At 40.2% G+C, this 18,087-nt stretch carries 17 protein-coding genes and 1 pseudogene; 16 read left to right on the plus strand and 2 right to left on the minus strand.

Annotated elements, in window-relative coordinates; genetic code table 11:
- The first annotated feature begins 151 nt into the window (after positions 1-151).
- A complete protein-coding gene (locus tag ADM33_RS05420) occupies positions 152-1,549 on the plus strand; it encodes an APC family permease (protein WP_049503584.1) in 1,398 nt (465 codons plus the stop codon).
- 37 nt (positions 1,550-1,586) lie between these two features.
- Here the strand turns inward: ADM33_RS05420 and pbp3 are convergent, their stop codons facing one another.
- Positions 1,587-2,828 carry a D-alanyl-D-alanine carboxypeptidase PBP3 gene (gene pbp3 / locus ADM33_RS05425; protein ID WP_049503586.1) on the minus strand — a complete coding sequence of 414 codons (1,242 nt, stop codon included), beginning with the start codon at positions 2,826-2,828 and terminating at the stop codon, positions 1,587-1,589.
- 105 nt (positions 2,829-2,933) lie between these two features.
- Between pbp3 and ADM33_RS05430 the strand changes: the two genes are divergently transcribed.
- The 15 genes from ADM33_RS05430 (at position 2,934) to ADM33_RS05500 (ending at position 17,058) form a co-directional block, all read left to right on the plus strand.
- Positions 2,934-4,043: an AI-2E family transporter gene (locus ADM33_RS05430; protein ID WP_049503587.1), complete on the plus strand. Its 1,110-nt coding sequence runs from the start codon at positions 2,934-2,936 to the stop codon at positions 4,041-4,043.
- A gap of 412 nt (positions 4,044-4,455) precedes the next feature.
- Positions 4,456-5,652: an elongation factor Tu gene (gene tuf / locus ADM33_RS05435; RefSeq protein WP_001040718.1), complete on the plus strand. Its 1,197-nt coding sequence runs from the start codon at positions 4,456-4,458 to the stop codon at positions 5,650-5,652.
- A gap of 157 nt (positions 5,653-5,809) precedes the next feature.
- Complete coding sequence (gene proB / locus ADM33_RS05440) at positions 5,810-6,919, plus strand: glutamate 5-kinase (protein ID WP_049503589.1); 1,110 nt, start codon at positions 5,810-5,812, stop codon at positions 6,917-6,919.
- Positions 6,920-6,928: 9 nt separating this feature from the next.
- Positions 6,929-8,191 (plus strand): glutamate-5-semialdehyde dehydrogenase, encoded by a 1,263-nt coding sequence (locus tag ADM33_RS05445; RefSeq protein WP_049503591.1) that lies wholly within the window; start codon positions 6,929-6,931, stop codon positions 8,189-8,191.
- A 4-nt stretch (positions 8,192-8,195) separates the two neighbouring features.
- Positions 8,196-8,993 (plus strand): pyrroline-5-carboxylate reductase, encoded by a 798-nt coding sequence (gene proC / locus ADM33_RS05450; RefSeq protein WP_049503593.1) that lies wholly within the window; start codon positions 8,196-8,198, stop codon positions 8,991-8,993.
- A gap of 120 nt (positions 8,994-9,113) precedes the next feature.
- A complete protein-coding gene (tmk, locus tag ADM33_RS05455; protein ID WP_049503595.1) occupies positions 9,114-9,752 on the plus strand; it encodes a dTMP kinase in 639 nt (212 codons plus the stop codon).
- The gene (locus tag ADM33_RS05460; protein WP_049503597.1) at positions 9,749-10,639 is read left to right on the plus strand and encodes a DNA polymerase III subunit delta'; all 891 of its coding nucleotides are present in this window, start codon (positions 9,749-9,751) and stop codon (positions 10,637-10,639) included. Before tmk ends, ADM33_RS05460 begins: the two co-directional genes overlap by 4 nt.
- 29 nt (positions 10,640-10,668) lie before the next feature.
- Positions 10,669-10,986 carry a DNA replication initiation control protein YabA gene (gene yabA, locus ADM33_RS05465; protein WP_001034369.1) on the plus strand — a complete coding sequence of 106 codons (318 nt, stop codon included), beginning with the start codon at positions 10,669-10,671 and terminating at the stop codon, positions 10,984-10,986.
- A gap of 2 nt (positions 10,987-10,988) precedes the next feature.
- Positions 10,989-11,867 carry a 16S rRNA (cytidine(1402)-2'-O)-methyltransferase gene (rsmI, locus tag ADM33_RS05470; protein ID WP_049503598.1) on the plus strand — a complete coding sequence of 293 codons (879 nt, stop codon included), beginning with the start codon at positions 10,989-10,991 and terminating at the stop codon, positions 11,865-11,867.
- 134 nt (positions 11,868-12,001) lie between these two features.
- Positions 12,002-13,336, plus strand: a complete 1,335-nt coding sequence (trmFO, locus tag ADM33_RS05475) for a methylenetetrahydrofolate--tRNA-(uracil(54)-C(5))-methyltransferase (FADH(2)-oxidizing) TrmFO (protein WP_049503600.1) — start codon at positions 12,002-12,004, stop codon at positions 13,334-13,336.
- An 86-nt stretch (positions 13,337-13,422) separates the two neighbouring features.
- Positions 13,423-14,157, plus strand: coding sequence for a UMP kinase (pyrH, locus tag ADM33_RS05480; RefSeq protein WP_049503602.1), 735 nt, complete (start codon positions 13,423-13,425; stop codon positions 14,155-14,157).
- 9 nt (positions 14,158-14,166) lie between these two features.
- Positions 14,167-14,724: a ribosome recycling factor gene (gene frr, locus ADM33_RS05485; protein WP_049503603.1), complete on the plus strand. Its 558-nt coding sequence runs from the start codon at positions 14,167-14,169 to the stop codon at positions 14,722-14,724.
- Positions 14,725-14,784: 60 nt separating this feature from the next.
- A complete protein-coding gene (gene cvfB, locus ADM33_RS05490; protein WP_001095465.1) occupies positions 14,785-15,639 on the plus strand; it encodes an RNA-binding virulence regulatory protein CvfB in 855 nt (284 codons plus the stop codon).
- Positions 15,640-15,646: 7 nt separating this feature from the next.
- Positions 15,647-15,862 (plus strand): YozE family protein, encoded by a 216-nt coding sequence (locus ADM33_RS05495; RefSeq protein WP_001232087.1) that lies wholly within the window; start codon positions 15,647-15,649, stop codon positions 15,860-15,862.
- Positions 15,863-16,071: 209 nt separating this feature from the next.
- Positions 16,072-17,058, plus strand: a complete 987-nt coding sequence (locus tag ADM33_RS05500; RefSeq protein WP_049503680.1) for a PhoH family protein — start codon at positions 16,072-16,074, stop codon at positions 17,056-17,058.
- Here ADM33_RS05500 and ADM33_RS11625 read toward each other — a convergent pair.
- Positions 17,024-18,010: pseudogene (locus tag ADM33_RS11625) on the minus strand (transposase). The gene ADM33_RS05500 and the pseudogene ADM33_RS11625 overlap by 35 nt on opposite strands.
- Between the last annotated feature and the right edge of the window lie 77 nt (positions 18,011-18,087).

Genomic DNA, 18,087 nt, shown 5'->3' on the forward strand with positions numbered 1-18,087 from the left:
AGACGCAGTGGTTGAGTGGGCTCTACTACGCTGATTTCATCAGCTTTTACAGCCCTACTCTCAGTTTTTTTGATGAAAAATGCTAATAAATATTCACAAAAATCCTTATATATGATAAAATAATACAATCTTATAAATTGGGAGATGAATGATGAATATTTTTAGAACCAAAGACGTTAGTCTAGGTAAGACAGAAATGCATCGCCATTTAAAACTATGGGATTTAATTCTTTTGGGAATTGGTGCTATGGTAGGAACGGGAATTTTCACCATTACAGGAACTGCTGCAGCAACATTAGCAGGACCTGCCCTTGTGGTATCGATTGTAATTTCTGCTATCTGCGTATCCTTATCTGCACTCTTTTTTGCAGAATTTGCTTCTCGTGTTCCTGCAACGGGTGGAGCCTATAGTTATTTATATGCAATTTTGGGTGAATTCCCAGCCTGGATAGCTGGTTGGTTAACCATTATGGAATTTATGACAGCTGTTTCTGGTGTCGCTTCAGGTTGGGCGGCCTATTTTAAGGGGTTGCTTAGCCATTATGGAATTTCCTTGCCACAAGTCTTGAATGGAACTTTTAATCCTGAACATGGTACTTATATTGATTTTTTACCAATTTTAGTAATTCTACTTGTTACAGGTGTTGTACTTTTAAATTCGAAAGCAGCTCTTCGTTTTAATTCTATTCTCGTTGTTTTAAAATTTTCTGCTCTTGCCTTATTTATCCTAGTTGGTATTTGGTACATTAAACCTGAAAATTGGTCAGATTTTGCACCATTTGGTTTTGGTCAGATTTATGGAGGAAGCACTGGAATTATGGCAGGTGCTTCACTCATGTTCTTTGGATTCTTAGGTTTTGAGTCCATTTCTATGGCAGTTGATGAAATTCAAAGTCCACAAAAGAATATTCCACGTGGGATTGTTTTATCCTTAACCATTGTAACCATTCTGTATGCCTTGGTTACTTTGATATTGACAGGTATCGTTCACTATAGCAAGCTCAATGTTGATGATGCAGTGGCTTTTGCGCTGAGAAGTATCGGTATTGGTTGGGCAGCTAATTATGTTTCACTTGTTGCAATTTTTACCTTGATTACGGTATGTATTTCCATGACCTATGCCTTGTCACGAATGATTTATAGCTTGGCCCGAGATGGACTATTGCCTCAAAGCTTCAAACAAGTAACCAAGACTAGTCGCGTTCCAAAGAATGCAACCATTTTGACAGGTGGAGTTTCAGCGATTGCAGCGGGTATCTTCCCTTTGGCAAGTATCGCAGCCTTTCTCAATATCTGTACTTTAGCCTACCTTATTCTCTTAGCCTATGGAATTATCAAATTGAGAAAAGATAAGGGGATGCCCAAAGAGGGAGAATTTAAAACTCCTCTGGTACCTTTTTTACCAATCTTGTCTATTCTGATTTGCCTCTCATTCATGCTTCAGTATACCCTAGAAACATGGATGGCATTTGGACTAGCTTTATTAATAGGAGTTATTATTTACTTTTTTTATGGATATAAGCATTCGACTTTAGCTGAAAATGAATAAAGAAAAAAATCGCGAAATTCGCGATTTTTCGATTTTTTTATAACTTCTCGTTAACAAAACGAACGAAGCGATTCCACCAAACTTTTAAGAAGAAGGCTTTTTCGACATTTTTTTCTGCGACCATCTCAAAACTCGGTTTGTCAGTTGTAATGTATCCTTGACCAACTAGATCCTTGTCTTCATAAGTCAAATGTCCAACGACAGTTCCTGCCTCTAGTGGAGCAGTGTGTTCAGTCGTGTCCGCTGTGTAAGTAATAGTTGATTGTGTACGACTACCAAGACGTTGAACGATTTTGATATCTTCTTTTGCAACAGCCGTAACAGTATCTTCCTTCCCATCTAATACAGGTGATTTACTATCTTCATAACTTTCTCCTTGCTTGACAATTGTCTGTAGAGAAAAGTTTGATGAGATATAATCTAAAATAGAAGAAGTAGCTGTGAAGCGTGCATATGGATTAGTATCTTGGTTGTCAGCGTTTAAGACAACAGTGATAATACGCATTCCTTTTTCTACAGTCGTACCTACAAAGGATGCTCCAGCTTTATCAGTCGTACCAGTTTTAAGTCCATCAACACCACCACGATAGGCAGGCATTCCTTCCAACATATAGTTGGTAGAATGAATTGTCATCCCTGCAAAAGTAGAAGAAGGTTTCTTGGTGATTTCTAAAACTTGAGGATACTTGAGGATGAGGTTGCGAGCAACGACAGCAACATCATAAGCGCTCAATTTGTTTTCATCATCTTTCTTTGAACCAGGATAGATATTAGTGCCAAGAGTTTCATTATTGAGCCCAGTTGTGTTGACGAGTGTAGCATCTTGAATTCCCCATTCTTGTAGTTTGGCCTTCATCATATCTACAAAGTCCTTCTCAGAACCGGCAATTTTTTCAGCTAAAGCGATAGCAGCACTGTTCGCACTAGATACTAAAGTAGCTTCTAGCAATTCTTCGACAGTGTAATTTCTAGCTTCCATGGGAACATTACTAGCCGCAGAATTAGTTGTCAACTGGTAGGGGTAATCAGAAATTTCTACAGGAGTGGAAAGAGAGATTTTCCCCTGTTCCAAGGCTTCGTAAACGAGATATACGGTAAGCAATTTGCTAATAGAAGCAATTTCAACAGGTTGAGTAGCATCCTTTTCGTATAGAATCTTACCGCTATTAGCTTCAACAGCAATGGCATGTTTTGCTGCTACATCAAAATCTTGGGCAGCAACAGTTGTAGCCGAACCGAATAAAAATAATGTGATTAGGGTTAAAAATAATTTCTTCATAGTAACTTTATTCTATCACAAAGACAAAAGATATTCTTGTTTTTGTGATGAAAGTTATCAATCTTTTTTGAAATATGGTAAAATAGGGAAAAGAGGAGGTGGCCTATGTTTCGGAGAAATAAACTATTCTTCTGGACAACTGAAATTCTACTAATAACCTTAATTTTCTATCTATGGAAAGAAATGGGTGCTATTATTACACCCTTTGTTAGTGTTGCAAATACAATCATGATTCCTTTTTTATTGGGAGGATTTTTGTATTATCTAACTAACCCAATTGTTATCTTTTTAGAGAAGGAATGCAAAATCAATCGAATCATTGGGATTTTGTTAACCCTTTGTGCCTTAGTTTGTGCACTCGTACTTAGTTTTGTTTATCTATTGCCGATTTTGATTAATCAGTTGAGTAGCTTAATTTACTCGAGTCAAAACATTTACGGTCGTCTTCAAGATTTAGTCATTGAGTTATCAAAACATCCAGCCCTACAAAATCTAGATATCCAACAAACTATTCAGCAACTGAACCTCTCTTATGTTGATATTTTGCAAAATATCTTGAACAGTGTGACAAATAGTGTTGGAAGTGTTCTATCTGCACTCGTAAGCACTGTATTGATTATCATCATGACACCAGTTTTCTTGATTTACTTATTACTTGATGGGCATAAATTTTTACCCATGCTAGAAAGAACTGTATTAAAACGAGATAAATTGAACATATCTGGTTTATTGACAAACCTAAATACAACTATTTCTCGTTACATTAGTGGAGTGTCTATAGATGCAGTGATTATTGGATGTTTAGCTTTTATCGGTTATAGTGTGATTGGTCTAAGATACGCCTTGGTCTTCGCAATTTTTTCTGGATTGGCTAATTTGATTCCGTATGTAGGACCAAGCATTGGCTTGATTCCAATGATCATCTCAAATCTCTTCACCGATCCTCATAAAATGATTATTGCTGTCATTTATATGTTGATTATTCAGCAAGTTGATGGAAATATTTTATATCCACGTATTGTGGGTGGGGTTATGAAGGTTCACCCGATTACTATTTTAGTCTTGCTTTTATTATCAAGTAATATTTATGGTGTGATTGGGATGATTGTTGCTGTTCCAACCTATTCCATTTTAAAAGAGATTGCTAAATTCTTAGCGCGACTGTATGAAAATCATAAGAAAGCACAAGAAGTCGAAAAACATCAATCAGAATAAAGATGTCGGGATAAAAGATTCCGATATCTTTTTTTATCATTGTATCTTTGGCGCTGTAGTTGATCAACCTTTTTATTGGTTTTAAACTCTCAAAACGCTTATGATGAAACTTTAATTTTTCTATACATAATTTTTTAAAAACAACTGAATGATTGAAGTCTTTTGGGGCTGGAAATAGGAAATTCAGACTTGGGTTATTGATTTATGGTCTATCGCCTTTTGCTAAAATAAGCCTATTTATAGATATTTTAAATAAATTGGTAGAGGAAGTAGAGCAAGAATAAGAATAATTCACAAAAACTTTGTAAAACACTTGCAATTTAGCTGAAATTTGATAAAATAGTAAGGAAAGTTAGACTGTATTGCCTACTGTCTATCTATAAAATATATTTTATTGGAGGCTTTTACTCAAATGGCAAAAGAAAAATACGATCGTAGTAAACCACACGTTAACATTGGTACTATCGGACACGTTGACCACGGTAAAACTACCCTAACTGCAGCTATCACAACTGTTTTGGCACGTCGCTTGCCTTCAGCAGTTAACCAACCTAAAGACTATGCGTCTATCGATGCTGCTCCAGAAGAACGCGAACGCGGTATCACAATCAACACTGCGCACGTTGAGTACGAAACTGAAAAACGTCACTACGCTCACATCGACGCTCCAGGACACGCGGACTACGTTAAAAACATGATCACTGGTGCCGCTCAAATGGACGGAGCTATCCTTGTAGTAGCTTCAACTGACGGACCAATGCCACAAACTCGTGAGCACATCCTTCTTTCACGTCAGGTTGGTGTTAAACACCTTATCGTCTTCATGAACAAGATCGACTTGGTTGACGACGAAGAATTGCTTGAATTGGTTGAAATGGAAATCCGTGACCTTCTTTCAGAATACGACTTCCCAGGTGACGATCTTCCAGTTATCCAAGGTTCAGCTCTTAAAGCTCTTGAAGGTGACTCTAAATACGAAGACATCATCATGGAATTGATGAACACTGTTGATGAGTACATTCCAGAACCAGAACGTGACACTGACAAACCATTGCTTCTTCCAGTCGAAGACGTATTCTCAATCACTGGACGTGGTACAGTTGCTTCAGGACGTATCGACCGTGGTACTGTTCGTGTCAACGACGAAATCGAAATCGTTGGTATCAAAGAAGAAACTAAAAAAGCTGTTGTTACTGGTGTTGAAATGTTCCGTAAACAACTTGACGAAGGTCTTGCAGGAGACAACGTAGGTGTCCTTCTTCGTGGTGTTCAACGTGACGAAATCGAACGTGGACAAGTTATCGCTAAACCAGGTTCAATCAACCCACACACTAAATTCAAAGGTGAAGTTTACATCCTTACTAAAGAAGAAGGTGGACGTCACACTCCATTCTTCAACAACTACCGTCCACAATTCTACTTCCGTACTACTGACGTTACAGGTTCAATCGAACTTCCAGCAGGTACTGAAATGGTAATGCCAGGTGATAACGTGACAATCGACGTTGAGTTGATCCACCCAATCGCCGTAGAACAAGGTACTACATTCTCTATCCGTGAGGGTGGACGTACTGTTGGTTCAGGTATGGTTACAGAAATCGAAGCTTAATTCGATTTAGTTCCCAGAAGAACAATTATTTAAGTCAGACACTAAAAGAATCTTGCTATGCAAGGTTCTTTTTTTGCGATCAAAAGTGAGAGAGTTCCTTTTTTACAATTTCATAAAATCATGGTAAAATGGTTAAATATTAAATTTGGAGAAAAATATGAAGTACAAGCGTATCGTATTTAAAGTGGGAACTTCATCCCTGACACATAAAGATGGAAGTTTATCTCGCAGTAAAGTAAAAGCTATTACACAGCAGCTTGCAATGCTACATGAAACAGGTCATGAGCTGATTTTGGTGTCTTCTGGGGCTGTTGCAGCAGGTTTCGGAGCCTTAGGATTTAAAAAACGACCAACAAAGATTGCGGATAAGCAAGCTTCAGCGGCGGTTGGTCAAGGATTGCTTCTGGAAGAATATACAACAAATTTGCTCTTAAGACAGATTGTTTCAGCGCAAATCTTGCTAACTCAGGATGATTTTGTCGATAAGCGACGTTATAAAAATGCCCATCAAGCTTTGTCAGTCCTGCTTAATCGTGGTGCGATTCCTATTATCAATGAAAATGACAGTGTCGTTATTGATGAGCTCAAGGTCGGGGATAATGATACGCTCAGTGCTCAGGTAGCTGCAATGGTGCAGGCAGATCTTTTGGTTCTCTTAACAGATGTAGACGGTCTTTATACTGGTAATCCTAACTCGGATCCAAGAGCTAAACGCTTGGAGCGAATCGAGACCATCAATCGTGAAATTATCGATATGGCTGGCGGAGCAGGTTCATCTAATGGAACTGGAGGCATGCTGACTAAGATAAAGGCAGCAACCATTGCGACAGAATCAGAAGTACCTGTTTATATTTGTTCATCCTTGAAAGCTGATGCTATGATAGAGGCAGCAGAGAAGACCAAGGACGGTTCTTACTTTGTTGCACAGGAGAAGGGGCTCCGTACCCAGAAACAATGGCTGGCCTTTTATGCCAAAAGTCAGGGGGCTATTTGGGTTGATAAAGGTGCTGCAGAAGCTCTCTCTCAACATGGTAAAAGTCTACTTTTATCAGGTGTTGTAGATGTTGAGAGCAACTTTTCTTATGGCGATATTGTTACGGTTTTTGATAAGGAGACTGGAAAATCACTCGGAAAAGGTAGAGTACAACTAGGTGCATCGGGGCTGAAAGATGTCCTTCGATCTCAAAAAGCCAAGGGTGTCTTGATTCACCGTGATGACTGGATTTCCATTACTCCTGAAATCCAACTACTCTTTACAGAATTTTAGAGGTAAACTATGGTAAGTACACAAGAACAATTTGAACAGGTACAGGCTGTTAAAAAATCAATTAACACAGCTAGTGAAGAGGTGAAAAACCAAGCATTGTTAGCCATGGCTAATCACTTATTAGTAGCTACTGAGGAGATTTTAGCGGCCAATGCCCTCGATATGGAAGCGGCCAAAGGTAAAATCTCAGATGTGATGCTGGATCGTCTTTATTTGGATGCAAGTCGTATAGAAGCGATGGCAACTGGGATTCGTGAAGTGGTTGCTTTACCAGATCCAATCGGTGAAGTTTTAGAAACTAGTCAGCTTGAAAACGGCCTGGCTATCACCAAGAAACGTGTAGCCATGGGAGTTATTGGTATTATCTATGAAAGCCGTCCAAATGTGACGTCTGACGCAGCTGCTTTGGCTCTCAAGAGCGGAAATGCGGTTGTTCTTCGTAGTGGTAAGGATGCCTATCAAACGGCCCATGCCATTGTCACAGCCTTGAAGAAGGGCTTGGAGACGACTACTATTCACCCAGATGTGATTCAACTGGTGGAAGATACCAGTCGTGACAGTAGCTATGCCATGATGAAGGCCAAGGGCTATCTAGACCTTCTTATTCCTCGTGGAGGGGCTGGCTTGATCAATGCTGTCGTTGAGAATGCTATTGTACCTGTTATCGAGACAGGGACTGGGATTGTCCATGTCTATGTGGATAAGGATGCAGACGAAGACAAGGCTCTGTCTATCATCAACAATGCTAAAACCAGTCGTCCCTCTGTTTGCAATGCCATGGAGGTTCTACTTGTTCATGAAGACAAGGCAGCAAGCTTCCTTCCTCGCTTGGAGCAAGTTCTGGTTGCCGATCGAAAAGAAGCTGGGTTGGAACCAATTCAATTCCGCTTGGATAGCAAAGCAAGCCAGTTTGTTTCAGGTCAAGCAGCTGAGGCCCAAGACTTTGACACTGAGTTTTTAGACTATGTCCTTGCTGTTAAGGTTGTGAGCAGTTTAGAAGAAGCGGTTGCCCATATTGAGACCCACAGTACCCATCATTCGGATGCCGTTGTGACTGAAAATGCTGATGCTATAGCTTACTTTACAGATCAAGTGGACTCGGCAGCGGTTTATGTCAATGCGTCGACTCGTTTCACAGATGGTGGTCAATTTGGTCTTGGTTGTGAAATGGGGATTTCTACTCAGAAACTACATGCGCGTGGACCAATGGGCTTGAAGGAATTGACCAGCTACAAATATGTGGTTACTGGTGATGGACAGATAAGGGAGTAAAGAGATGAAGATTGGATTTATCGGCTTGGGGAATATGGGAGCTAGTTTGGCTAAGGCTGTCTTGCAGGCAAAAACGATTCATCAGATTCTCCTTGCTAATCGTAGTCAAGCTAAGGTGGATGCTTTTATTACCAACTTCGGTGGTCTGGCTTCTAGCAATGACGAAATCTTTGCAGAAGCAGATGTGATTTTTCTAGGAGTTAAACCAGCACAGTTCTCAGAACTGCTTTCTAAATATCAGCCAGTCCTTGAGAAACGAGAAAGTCTTCTTTTGATTTCCATGGCAGCTGGTTTGACCTTGGAAAAACTCGCTAGTCTTCTTCCAAGTCACCATAGGATTATTCGTATTATGCCTAATACACCTGTTGCTATTGGGCAAGGAGTGATTAGCTATGCCTTGTCTGCAAATTGTCATCCAGAAGATAGTGAACTTTTTTGTCAACTTTTAGCCAAGGCTGGCCAGTTGGTTAAAATAAGTGATGGTTTAATAGATGCAGCAACAGGACTTGCAGGCTGTGGACCAGCCTTTGTCTATCTCTTTATCGAGGCCTTGGCGGATGCAGGTGTGCAAACAGGATTGCCAAGAAAAACGGCATTGAAAATGGCGGCTAAAACAGTAGTTGGTGCAGGTCAAATGGTCCTAGAAAGTCGGCAACATCCTGGAGTCTTGAAAGACCAAGTTTGTAGCCCAGGTGGTTCGACCATTGCTGGTGTAGCAAGTCTAGAAGAGCATGCTTTTAGAGGAACCGTTATGGATGCTGTCAACCAAGCCTACAAAAAAACTCAAGAATTAGGCAAATAAGAGGGTGAGCGTTAAAACTCACACTCTTTTTTTCTTACAAAGAAGGAAATGAAAAAAGCTTTTCACAAATCCCCATTTTTTTGATAGAATAGAAGAGAGAAAAATAGAAATGAGTCAGACATGTCAAAAGGATTTTTAGTCTCTCTTGAGGGACCAGAGGGAGCAGGAAAAACAAGCGTTCTTGAAGCCCTAATCCCTGTACTAGAGGATATGGGAGTAGAAGTTTTAACAACGCGCGAACCAGGTGGGGTCTTAATTGGAGAAAAAATTCGCGAAGTTATCCTAGATCCTAGTCATACTGAAATGGATCCTAAGACTGAGCTTCTCCTCTATATTGCTAGTCGTCGACAACACTTGGTGGAAAAGGTCTTACCAGCACTTGCAGCTGGAAAACTGGTTATCATGGATCGCTTTATCGATAGTTCTGTTGCTTATCAGGGCTTTGGGCGTGGTTTAGATATCGATGCCATTGATTGGCTTAATCAGTTTGCGACAGATGGACTAAAACCTGATTTGACTCTTTATTTTGACATTGAGGTCGAAGAGGGGTTGGCACGTATTGCTGCCAATAGTGATCGGGAGATCAATCGTTTGGACATGGAAGGTCTGGACCTACACCGAAAAGTCCGTCAGGGTTATCTATCTCTTTTGGAAAAGGAAGCAAACCGCATTGTAAAAATCGATGCTAGTCTACCACTTGATCAGGTGATTGAGAACACGCAACAGCTACTTTTTGACAGGATGGGATTAAGGAGATGAAACAAGAGCAATTAAGAGCTTGTCAACCTTTACAATTTGAACGTTTTGTTCATATTTTAGAGCAAGGGCAGCTCAATCACGCCTATCTCTTTTCAGGTAATTTTGGAAGTTTAGAGATGGCCCTTTTCTTGTCTAAAAGTCTCTTTTGTAGTGAGAAAACTGGTATTTTTCCTTGTGAAAAATGTCGGAATTGTAAATTGATTGAACAAGAAGAATTTCCTGATGTGACCATGATCAAACCTCAGAATCAAGTGATTAAGACGGAGCGTATTCGGGAATTAGTCAGTCAATTTTCCCAGTCTGGTATTGAAAATCAACGGCAGGTCTTTATTATCGAACAAGCAGAAAAAATGCATGTGAACGCTGCAAATTCACTCTTGAAGGTTATTGAAGAACCACAGAGCGAAATCTACATTTTCTTTTTGACCAATGATGAAGAACAGATGTTACCAACGATTCGAAGTCGGACACAGATTTTCCAATTTAAGAAGCAAGTCTCTACTTTAATGTCACAGCTTGAAGAGGCTGGTTTAGTAAAAAATAAAGCTAAACTATTGGCCCAATTCAGTCAGTCTCAGACCGAGGCTGATAATCTTGTGCATCAAGCAGGATTTTGGGCACTAGTAGATGAAAGTGAACGCCTTTTTGCTTGGCTTTTAGCTCATAAAAAAGAATCCTATTTGCAGGTTGCAAAATTAACGAGTTTGGCTGATGATAAAGAAAAGCAAGATCAGGTGCTCAGGATTTTAGAGGTATTAGCTGGCCAGGAGGTTCTCAATGTTTCTGCGCGGAACATTTTGCAACATCTCATTCAAGCTCGAAAAATGTGGTGGGCCAATGTCAGCTTTCAAAACGCTTTGGAATACCTGGTTTTACAAAAAAATTAAAGAAATGATAAATTATAGAAAGGGCTGTAATGAATAAAAAAGAATTATTTGATGCTTTAGATGACTTTTCACAGCAATTGTTGGTAACCTTGGCAGACGTCGAAGCCATCAAAAAAAATCTCAAGAGTCTGGTAGAGGAAAATACAGCTCTTCGTTTAGAAAATGATAAACTGAGAGAACGTTTGGGAGAGGTTGAGGAGACAGCTCCAGCCAAAACGAAACATGTAAGGGAAAATGTCCGTCGCATTTATGAGGATGGTTTTCATGTTTGTCGTGACTTTTATGGTCAACGTCGGGAGCAAGATGCAGAATGTATGTTTTGTGATGAGTTGTTATTTAGGGAGTAAGTATGCAGATTCAAAAGAGTTTTAAGGGACAAACTCCCTACGGCAAGCTTTATCTAGTCGCAACGCCAATCGGTAATCTAGATGATATGACTTTTCGCTCCATTCAGACCTTGAAAGAGGTTGACTGGATCGCGGCAGAAGATACTCGTAATACGGGACTTTTGCTCAAGCATTTTGAGATTTCAACCAAGCAAATCAGTTTTCACGAACATAATGCCAAGGAAAAAATTCCTGATTTGATTGAGTTGTTGAAGCAAGGTCAAAATCTTGCCCAAGTATCTGATGCGGGGTTGCCTAGTATTTCTGACCCAGGTCATGATTTGGTCAAGGCTGCCATTGAAGAAGATATCGCGATTGTGACTGTTCCAGGTGCCTCTGCAGGAATTTCTGCCTTAATTGCCAGTGGTTTAGCGCCACAGCCACATATCTTTTACGGCTTTTTACCGAGAAAATCAGGCCAGCAAAAGCAGTTTTTCGAAGCGAAAAAAGCTTATCCAGAGACCCAGATTTTCTATGAATCTCCTCACCGTGTAGCGGATACACTGGAGAATATGCTAGAAGTTTATGGTGACCGTCCAGTAGTTCTGGTTCGCGAATTGACCAAGATTTATGAAGAATACCAACGAGGTAAGATTACAGAGTTACTAGAAAGTATTTCTGAAACACCACTTAAGGGCGAGTGTCTTCTCATTGTAGAGGGTGCTAGTCAAGAAGTAGAGGATAAGGATGAAGAGGATTTATTTTCTGAGATACAGGACCGCATTCATCAAGGTATGAAGAAAAATCAGGCCATTAAGGAAGTTGCAAAGATTTACCAATGGAACAAAAGCCAGCTCTACGCTGCTTATCACGAATGGGAAGACAATCAATCCAATGACTAAACAGGGAAGTTTGCCTTCTTCCCTTTTTTTGTTATACTAGAAGAAGAAAAAAATAGAAAGATTTGTGGGTGTCAAACAGTCTAGTGACTTGTTCTGGAATGAACTTAAGTTTCACCCAAAGAGGTATTAGTGTCGTGTCTCAATCTTATATCAATGTTATCGGTGCGGGCTTGGCGGGTTCTGAAGCAGCCTACCAAATCGCAGAGCGTGGTATTCCAGTTAAACTTTATGAAATGCGTGGTGTCAAGTCAACACCACAACACAAAACTGACAATTTTGCAGAGTTGGTCTGCTCTAACTCTTTACGTGGAGATGCTCTTACAAATGCTGTCGGCCTCCTCAAAGAAGAAATGCGTCGCTTAGGTTCTCTTATCTTGGAATCGGCAGAAGCAACACGAGTTCCTGCTGGTGGTGCTCTCGCGGTTGACCGTGATGGTTTCTCTCAAATGGTTACTGAAAAGATTGCCAACCATCCCTTGATTGAAGTGGTACGTGACGAAATCACAGAATTGCCAACGGATGCTATTACAGTTGTAGCGACTGGACCTTTGACTAGTGATACCCTTGCTGAGAAAATTCATGCTCTTAATGGCGGTGACGGTTTTTATTTCTACGATGCTGCAGCGCCTATTGTGGATGTTAATTCGATTGATATGAACAAGGTTTATCTCAAATCTCGTTATGATAAGGGAGAAGCAGCCTATCTCAACGCTCCTATGACCAAACAAGAGTTTATGGATTTTCATGAAGCTTTGGTCAATGCGGAAGAAGCTCCGTTGAATTCTTTCGAAAAAGAAAAGTATTTTGAAGGATGCATGCCAATCGAAGTCATGGCTAAACGGGGTATCAAAACCATGCTCTATGGTCCTATGAAACCAGTTGGTTTGGAGTATCCAGACGATTACACAGGTCCTCGTGACGGAGAATTTAAGACACCATACGCTGTAGTTCAGCTTCGTCAGGATAATGCGGCAGGTAGTCTTTACAATATCGTTGGTTTTCAAACTCACCTTAAATGGGGCGAACAAAAACGTGTCTTCCAAATGATTCCAGGTCTTGAAAATGCAGAGTTCGTTCGCTATGGAGTTATGCACCGTAATTCTTATATGGATTCACCAAATCTTCTTGAGCAGACCTATCGTTCTAAGAAACAACCAAATCTCTTTTTTGCTGGTCAGATGACGGGTGTGGAAGGCTATGTTGAGTCAGCGGCATCAGGTCTAGTAGCTGGTATTAACGCAGCTCGTCTTTTCAAGGGTGAAAGCGAGGCTATTTTCCCAGAGACAACAGCAATTGGAAGTCTAGCTCATTACATCACCCATGCTGATAGTAAACACTTCCAACCAATGAACGTCAATTTCGGAATTATCAAGGAATTGGAAGGCGACCGCATTCGTGATAAGAAGGCTCGTTATGAAACAATTGCAGAGCGTGCTTTGGCTGATTTGGAAAACTTTTTATCCGTTTAAAATTTTCAAAAGAATAACTCATGAGACTATAAAATTCTCAAAAAATGTGATAAAATAGTTTGAATAAAATAAAGGAGCGAAGTCAGGTGGAACCCAAATATAAACGTATTTTGATTAAGTTATCAGGTGAGGCCCTTGCTGGCAAACGTGGTGTCGGAATTGATATCAAAACTGTTCAAGCAATGGCTCAAGAAATTCAAGAAGTACATAACTTAGGTATTGAGATTGCCCTCGTTATTGGTGGAGGAAATCTCTGGCGTGGAGAACCTGCTGCAGAGGCTGGAATGGATCGTGTACAAGCAGACTATACAGGAATGCTTGGAACCGTTATGAATGCTCTTGTAATGGCAGATTCATTGCAACAAGTTGGTGTGGATACACGTGTTCAAACAGCCATTGCCATGCAACAAGTAGCAGAACCTTACGTTCGTGGCCGTGCCCTTCGTCATCTTGAAAAAGGACGCATTGTTATCTTTGGTGCGGGAATTGGTTCACCATACTTCTCAACAGATACAACAGCGGCTCTTCGTGCAGCTGAGATTGAAGCGGACGCTATCTTGATGGCTAAAAATGGGGTTGATGGTGTCTACAATGCTGATCCTAAAAAGGATAAGACAGCTGTTAAATTTGAAGAGTTGACTCACCGTGACGTGATCAATAAAGGTCTTCGTATCATGGACTCAACAGCTTCAACACTTTCAATGGACAATGATATTGACTTGGTTGTTTTCAACATGAACCAACCAGGAAATATTAAACGTGTTGTATTTGGTGAAAATATCGGAACTACAGTTTCAAATAATATCGAAGAAAAGGAATAAGAAATCATTATGGCAAACGCAATCGTAGAAAAAGCAAAAGAGAGAATGACCCAATCTCACCACTCACTTGCTCGTGAGTTTGGAAGTATTCGTGCTGGCCGTGCTAATGCTAGCTTGCTTGACCGCATCCACGTTGAGTACTATGGTGTTGAAACACCACTTAACCAAATTGCTTCTATCACAATCCCAGAAGCGCGTGTCTTGTTGGTAACACCATTTGACAAATCATCTTTGAAAGATATCGAACGTGCTTTGAATGCTTCAGACCTAGGTATTACACCAGCTAACGATGGTTCTGTTATTCGCTTGGTAATCCCAGCTCTTACAGAAGAAACTCGTCGCGACCTTGCTAAAGAAGTGAAAAAAGTCGGTGAAAATGCTAAAGTTGCTATCCGTAATATCCGTCGTGATGCTATGGACGAAGCTAAGAAACAAGAAAAAGCAAAAGAAATCACTGAAGATGAGTTGAAGGCTCTTGAGAAAGAGATTCAAAAAGCAACAGACGATGCTGTTAAACACATCGACGAAATGACTGCCAACAAAGAAAAAGAAATCTTGGAAGTCTAAGAAATAAACAGAAAAACTCAGTTGGCATTGCTGGCTGAGTTTTATTCGAAAGAAGGAAATATGAATACAAATCTTGCAAGTTTTATCGTTGGACTCATCATCGATGAAAATGACCGTTTTTACTTTGTTCAAAAGGATGGTCAAACATATGCCCTAGCTAAAGAAGAAGGTCAGCATACAGTTGGTGATACGGTCAAAGGTTTTGCTTACACAGATATGAAGCAAAAATTGCGCCTCACTACTACAGAAGTAACTGCAACTCAGGAACAATTTGGTTGGGGAACAGTAACAGAGGTTCGTAAGGACCTGGGTGTTTTTGTTGATACAGGATTACCAGACAAGGAAATCGTTGTGTCACTAGATATTCTCCCTGAACTTAAAGAACTCTGGCCAAAGAAAGGTGATCGACTTTATATTCGTCTAGAAGTGGATAAGAAGGACCGTATCTGGGGAATCTTAGCTTATCAGGAAGATTTCCAACGGTTGGCACGTCCTGCCTACAATAACATGCAGAATCAAAATTGGCCTGCAATTGTATACCGTCTCAAATTATCAGGAACTTTTGTCTATCTACCAGAGAACAACATGCTTGGATTTATCCATCCAAGTGAGCGCTATGCAGAACCACGTTTGGGCCAAGTGCTAGATGCGCGTGTCATTGGTTTCCGTGAGGTTGACCGTACTCTTAACCTTTCTCTAAAACCACGTTCTTTTGAGATGTTGGAAAATGATGCGCAGATGATCTTGACTTATTTGGAAAGCAATGGTGGGTTCATGACTTTGAATGATAAGTCATCACCAGAAGATATCAAGGCTACTTTCGGTATTTCAAAAGGTCAATTTAAAAAAGCACTCGGTGGTTTGATGAAGGCTGGCAAAATCAAGCAAGATCAGTTTGGCACAGAGTTGATTTAGGAGGCTTATGAGAAAATCATTTTATACTTGGCTCATGACCGAGCGCAACCCTAAAAGCAATAGTCCCAAAGCAATTTTAGCGGATTTGGCTTTTGAGGAATCCGCCTTCCCAAAGCATACAGATGATTTTGATCAAGTCAGTCGTTTTTTAGAGGAACATGCTAGCTTTTCCTTTAATATGGGAGACTTTGATCGTATCTGGCAGGAATATTTAGAACATTAAGGCTACTAGATGAGGTTTGGGATAGTAATTTCTCAGCCTCTTTGCTATAATATAGTCATTCAGTTATCTTTTATGAGGATTTTACTTATTTTGGCAAGTATCGTTTACCATTACGAATTGTCAGAGTGATAGGATTTTTGAAAGTTATTTCATACTTAAAAGAAAACAAAATGATAAAACGAAATAAGAGAATTAGAGAGGGTCTTTGTTTGAAGGAACATTCAATAGATATTCAACTGAGTCATCCAGATGACCTATTTCATCTTTTTGGGTCCAATGAGCGCCACCTTCGATTGATGGAGGATGAATTAGATGTCATCATCCATGCCCGTACAGAAATTGTACAAGTCTTGGGAGAGGAGTCAGCTTGTGAGGAAGCCCGCCAAGTTATCCAAGCCTTAATGGTCTTGGTTAATCGTGGAATGACTGTCGGAACTCCTGACGTGGTGACAGCCATTACCATGGTTAAGAATAATGAAATCGATAAGTTTGTCGCCCTCTATGAAGAAGAGATTATCAAGGATAATACAGGTAAGCCCATCCGTGTTAAAACCTTGGGTCAAAAGCTTTATGTGGATAGTGTCAAGCAACACGATGTGACCTTTGGGATTGGGCCGGCAGGAACAGGTAAGACCTTCTTAGCAGTGACTTTGGCCGTAACAGCCCTCAAGCGTGGACAAGTCAAGCGAATCATATTGACACGTCCAGCAGTGGAAGCGGGAGAGAGCCTTGGATTTCTTCCAGGTGATCTCAAGGAAAAGGTAGATCCTTACCTTCGTCCTGTTTACGATGCCTTGTACCAGATTCTTGGGAAGGATCAAACAACCCGTCTCATGGAACGTGAAATTATTGAAATTGCACCTTTGGCCTATATGCGTGGACGTACCTTGGATGATGCCTTTGTCATCTTGGATGAAGCGCAAAATACGACCATCATGCAGATGAAGATGTTCTTGACTCGTCTTGGATTTAACTCGAAAATGATTGTCAATGGGGATATTAGCCAGATTGACCTACCTCGTAATGTCAAGTCAGGTTTGATTGATGCTCAAGAAAAACTCAAGAATATTCATCAAATTGACTTTGTTCATTTCTCAGCCAAGGATGTGGTTCGCCACCCAGTTGTAGCTCAAATTATCAGAGCCTATGAACCTCTACCTGTCAAAGCTGAAGAAAGTGAAGAAGAAACAGAATAAAGAAAAAGGTTGGGCAAAAACTAGCTTTCCAATAAAACCACACAGTGATTCCAGTCTTGAATCAAATCAAGCTGAAAGAAACACTGTGTGGTTTTTGAATAGTGGATGTTTTAGAGGCTAGATTCTTGGCCAATTTGGTGAGATACGTGAACATAAAGATGAAATCCTATTTCTGTTGCGACAGCTTGTTTACCTCTGACATGCACTCTGCGCACGCCAAAAACACTCTTCAATCTACCAAAACGGGTTCAACATCAATTTTCCGTTTGGCATAGATTCGAGAGCCTTCTTCACTATGTAATGTTTGCTTAAGGAGTTCCTTAAAGTAATTCCAAGTTGGATTATAATGGATTTGTTTCTGATTCCCACTATCTGTTTTAGCCAACTGTTCTAACTCAGGAGTATCTTGAACTTTATCCGCCTCATAAATCTTGAAATCACGTTGAAAATCATACTTATCGGTTTGACTAGAGTAGTTCTTAAAGGAATAAACTATGTCATCGGGCTTTATAAACTGGTCCGTGTCCTCAAGATATTCCCAGTTCATTGGGTTATCTGTGCTCGTTTAGTACTTTTTAGTCAATTTTGATTAGGTTGTTGGCATGTTTACTAGAGTGGAAGTTATTAATCGTTTTATAGCTAACATAGGTATCTTGCCTCAACCATTTCATAGGAATGACTTCTTCGTTCATTTGAACGATTTTACGTCCAGAGAACACTTGACGAGCATAAGCGAACAGGGTCATCTTCATGAGCATGGCTGGATGAAAGGCAGGGCGGCCAGTGTAGGAGGTCTCTTCCAATAGAACTTGACTAGGAATACTGTCCACATAGAGGCTAATCATTCTCGTTCGTGAATTAGTGGAATATCGTAGGCAAGATTCACTTTCAAACTTAACTGAGTTTTTGGTGGTTTTAGTAGTGGTTCAACTTGATTCCTACTATTCTTGATGGTGTGAATGTGCTTATAATGTATTCCAGTTAACCACGAAAGCTTTGGATTTTATAAAATTAACACAGGTTAAAAAA

Source organism: Streptococcus oralis, from assembly GCF_001075875.1.
GTDB lineage: Bacteria > Bacillota > Bacilli > Lactobacillales > Streptococcaceae > Streptococcus > Streptococcus oralis_I.